Origin of the sequence: Williamsia sp. (assembly GCF_016462415.1) — a bacterium.
Taxonomy (GTDB): Bacteria; Actinomycetota; Actinomycetes; order Mycobacteriales; family Mycobacteriaceae; genus Williamsia_A.
The window spans coordinates 1-3,271 of sequence record NZ_JAEMTF010000195.1 but is presented as its reverse complement, the minus strand read 5'-3'; the positions used below and the strand labels follow the sequence as shown (position 1 = coordinate 3,271).

Genomic DNA, 3,271 nt, shown 5'->3' with positions numbered 1-3,271 from the left:
GAGACGATGTTGTCGCCGGTGACCACCGTGTAGAGGATGGCCCCGAACGCCGCCGCGGCGATCGTGCCGATCGCGTATTCGGCCGTGGACATGCCCTCGTCGTCGGTGGCGACAATCATCACCCGTGTCTGCAGATCCCGAATCACCCTGTTCACCATCATGTCTCCCCTCGTGCCCGCGACGGCGTGTTCCGTCGCGAAGTTCTTCTGTCACAGCAACCCGCCGTCGAGTACGTTGCCCGCCAGCCCGACCACCACCGGGACGATGCCGAGGCAGACGAACGCGGGCAGGAAACACAGGCCGAGCGGCCCGGAGATCGCCACCCCTGCGCGCTCGGCTGCAGCAGCGGCATTGTCCTGCGCCGCAGCGCGTTGGGTCTCGGCGAGTTCGCGTAGCCCTCGCACCGGCGACGAACCCGCTCGCGCAGACCGACGGGCCATCGCGCTCAACGACACCGACGATGCCGGCGCGTCCGCCGGTACCTCCCAGGCGTGCGCCGGATCGGCGCCCAGCCCCAGCAGCTCCGACGCCCGACGCAATGTCCGGGCCATCTCCACCGGCGCGGAGTGCGACACGACCTCGGCCGCGGCGGCGACCGGCATCCCCGAACGCAGACACACCGCGAACAGGTCGTAGCCGGCCGCGTTGGCGAACGGATCGTCTCGGTCCCTGGTGACCCCGAGCCACCGCGCCTCGCGCACGGTCCGCGGCGGCGGATCGATCCGGTACAGCCGCCACCGGGGTGCTGGGATGATCCACAGTCCGACCATCGCGCACAGGCCTGCCAACACCCACACCCCGCTCACGGGCGCATCACCTTCGCCGTGATGCGTTCGGTCCACCACAGGCCCGTCGCCACCAGCGCGGTGCCGATGACCAGCAGCGCTCCACCGAGTCCTCCCCCGAACAGGATCGCCAGCGGTCGCGCGCCCATCGCCTGACCGAGACCGATGCCGAGCAGCGGCAGCAGCGCGAGGACGGTCGCGGTGGCGCGAGCACCCGCCAGGGCCGCTCGGGTGCGCTCGGCGAACCGTCGACGGGCCACGAGATCGTCACGCACAGCGCCGAGCAGATCGGCCATCGGAAGCCCGTGCCGCTCGGCGGTCCGCCATGCGACGGCCACCCGGTCCCAGGACGACTGGTGCGTCAGTCCTGCGCCCTCGATCCCCTCCGCGACATCACCACCCAGCTCGGCCCGTCCGGCCATCTGTGTCAGCACGCCGGCCACGACGGCGGCCTCGCCGACCTCTCCACGGGACACGTCGTCGGCTGCCTGACGACACGCACGCGCGGGATGGGCGCCCACCGACAACTCCGCGATCATCACCGCGACCGCATCCAACAGCAGACCGAGCCCGGCGTCGAGCTCAGAGGTCCTACGCTGCAGGGCCATCCGGTGGTGGACGGTCGCCGCCGCGATGCCCGCGGCGATGGTCGCCGCCGGCCCGACCACGACGAACACGGTCACACAGGCCCCCACGGCGACGAGTACCGGCGCACCTGGCAGACCGCGGCGACGACCGACCCGACCTGCCAACCCCCGCAGCCGCGCCGTCGGTCGGGCCTGCGGCCACAACAGCAGCATCGCGGCCACCCCGGCCAACAGGGCACTCATCTCGACACCGGTTCCGACACCGTCCGCGGCGACCGGGACGCGACCAGCCGGTCGAGATCGGCGCGGGCGTCGGTGAAACCGCTGTCGCGCAACCAGACCGGCTCGATCCGCACCAGACCGTCGGTGCCGCGCGTCACCAGTCCGATCTCCGTCACCCCGCGGCGTCCGTCGGCGTCCCGCGCGACCCCGATGACGATGTGGACCGCGGCGGCGAGCTGGCTGTGCAACGCGGCGCGGTCCATGCCGCCGAGTGCGGCGAGCGCCTCCATGCGGGCGGGGACCTCGGTGGTCGAGTTCGCGTGCAGCGTCCCCGCGCATCCCTCGTGACCGGTGTTCAGGGCGGTGAGCAGGTCGACCACCTCGGCTCCGCGCACCTCACCGACGACGATCCGGTCGGGGCGCATCCGCAACGCCTGTCGGACGAGGTCGCGGACGGCCACCGCGCCGACGCCCTCGACGTTCGCGGTCCTAGCGACGAGTCGCACGACGTGGGGATGGTCGGGTGCGAGCTCGACCGCGTCCTCGACGCACAGGATCCGTTCGGCCGGATCCACCCGCCCCAACATGGCGCTGAGCATCGTTGTCTTGCCTGCGCCGGTTCCGCCGACGATCAGGAACGTCAGGCGTGCGTCGATGACCGACGCCACGGTCGCGGCGATCTCCGGTGGGATCGCGCCGCGGTCGATCAATGCGTCGAGATGCTGAGTGGCCGGTCGCAGGACCCGCAGCGACAGACACGTCCCGTCGACACTGATCGGCGGGATCACCGCGTGCAGACGAACGCTGTATCCACGGCGGCCGACGTTGCTCAGCTGGCCGTCGACCCACGGCGCGGCGTCGTCGAGTCGCTTACCCGCCCCCAGTGCGAGGCGGACGGCCAGCCGACGCACCGCCGCGTCGTCGGTGAAACGGACATCGCTGCGGCGTAGCCCGACCCCACGATCGACCCAGACCTGATCGGGACCGACGACGAGGATGTCGGCGACATCGGGGTCGGCCAGCAGGTCTTCGAGGCGCCCGGCCCCGACGAGTTCGGTCTGCAGGAACCGCAGCGCCTCGAGCAGATCGGTGTCGCCCAACACTCCCCCGGACTCGGCCCGAATCGCGTCCGCCATCACCTGCGGCGTGGGATCAGCGGACTCCGACGCCAGTCGCTCGCGCACACGGACCAGCAGATCCGCGCGTTGATCGGTCAGCCCGGTCATGCGAGGTATCCCGCGGAGTCGGCGAGTCGGTCGAGAACGCGGTCGGCGGTGCGCGCCAGCGCAGACCGCGGCCGCAGCGAGAGTGCCCCGGATTCGAGAGCGGCAACCAGTCCGCGCTCCGACCGCATGCCGGCGATCAACGGGAGACCGGCAGCGTCGGCGATGTGGTGCGCCGACAGACCGCCCGGCGCGGGTCCGCGGACCACGCACCCGACCCGTTCGGTGCGGACGGCCATGCGCGCCGATGCTTCCCGGGTGGCCGCGCAGCCGTGGACGGTGGCCGAGGTGATCACGACCACCAGGTCCACCGACTCGACCACAGCGTCGACGAGCGATGTCGCCCGGCGCGGCAGGTCGACGACGACGATGTCCCCGTTCTCACGGCCGGCGTCGATCACCGACGTCACCGCCTCGACACCGACCGGCCGCACGTCCCCGCGACGCGGGCACA

General features: G+C 71.8%; 4 protein-coding genes and 1 pseudogene. All 5 read right to left on the bottom strand.

The genetic code is table 11. From position 1 onward, the window contains the following. Nucleotides 1-158 (bottom strand): DUF4244 domain-containing protein (locus tag JHC79_RS23110; RefSeq protein ID WP_296395323.1); only part of this gene is annotated, 158 nt, incomplete at its 3' end. Nucleotides 159-209: 51 nt separating this feature from the next. Continuing rightward, complete coding sequence (locus JHC79_RS23105; RefSeq protein ID WP_296395320.1) at nucleotides 210-806, bottom strand: type II secretion system F family protein; 597 nt, start codon at nucleotides 804-806, stop codon at nucleotides 210-212. Then, nucleotides 803-1,615, bottom strand: coding sequence for a type II secretion system F family protein (locus JHC79_RS23100; RefSeq protein WP_296395317.1), 813 nt, complete (start codon nucleotides 1,613-1,615; stop codon nucleotides 803-805). Before JHC79_RS23100 ends, JHC79_RS23105 begins: the two co-directional genes overlap by 4 nt. Then, nucleotides 1,612-2,820, bottom strand: a complete 1,209-nt coding sequence (locus tag JHC79_RS23095; RefSeq protein WP_296395315.1) for a TadA family conjugal transfer-associated ATPase — start codon at nucleotides 2,818-2,820, stop codon at nucleotides 1,612-1,614. The genes JHC79_RS23100 and JHC79_RS23095 overlap by 4 nt, the downstream gene beginning before the upstream one ends. After that, nucleotides 2,817-3,271 (bottom strand): annotated as a pseudogene (locus JHC79_RS23090) (hypothetical protein); the annotation flags it as partial. The pseudogene JHC79_RS23090 and the gene JHC79_RS23095, both read right to left, overlap by 4 nt.

Excerpts from the sequence above, each read along its gene's own strand:
- JHC79_RS23100 (WP_296395317.1), bottom strand. The coding sequence starts at position 1,615 with ATGAGTGCCCTGTTGGCCGGGGTGGCCGCGATGCTGCTGTTGTGGCCG.
- JHC79_RS23095 (WP_296395315.1), bottom strand. The coding sequence starts at position 2,820 with ATGACCGGGCTGACCGATCAACGCGCGGATCTGCTGGTCCGTGTGCGC.